Source organism: Streptomyces carpinensis (assembly GCF_002154505.1).
Taxonomy (GTDB): Bacteria; Actinomycetota; Actinomycetes; order Streptomycetales; family Streptomycetaceae; genus Streptomyces; species Streptomyces carpinensis.
On sequence record NZ_MUBM01000663.1, the window covers coordinates 234 to 844 of the forward strand.

At 71.4% G+C, this 611-nt stretch carries 1 protein-coding gene; it reads right to left on the reverse strand.

Annotation, left to right across the window (positions count from 1 at the left end; all coding sequences use genetic code 11):
- On the reverse strand, nucleotides 1-611 hold a 611-nt coding region (locus tag BZY54_RS47670), incomplete at both ends, for an aldo/keto reductase (protein ID WP_244217708.1).

A 611-nucleotide genomic window follows, 5' to 3' on the forward strand; every position in this document is an offset into this window, starting at 1 on the left:
CCGCCACCTGCCCGGCGATCGGCTCCAGCAGTGCCAGCTCGTCCTCCGTCAGCACGATCCGCGTCGCCGCCAGGTTCTCCTCCACCCGGCTGGGCTTGCGCGTACCCGGGATGGGCACGATCGGGAGGCCGTGGACCGCGGCCCGCTGCTGCACCCAGGCCAGCGCGATCTGCGCGAGCGAGGCGTCGTGCGCCTTGGCGACCGCACGGATCGGCTCCAGCAGGGTGGCGTTCGCCGTGGCGTTCTCCCCCTGGAAGCGGGGCATCGTGCGGCGGAAGTCGTCGTCCGTCAGGTCCTTCTCGGCCTGCACGAAGCTTCCGGTGAGGAAGCCCCGGCCGAGCGGCGAGTACGGCACCAGCGCCACGCCCAGCTCGTGGGCCGCCGGCACCACCCTCGCCTCGATGTCCCGGCTGAACAGCGACCACTCCGACTGCACGGCGGCGATCGGGTGCACGGCCTGCGCGGTCCGCAGCTCATCGGCGGTGACCTCGCTCAGGCCCAGGTGCTTGACCTTGCCCTCGCGCACCAGCTCGGCCATGGTCCCGACGGTCTCCTCGATCGGAACGTTCACGTCCCGCCGGTGCATGTAGTAAAGGTCGATCACGTCGACG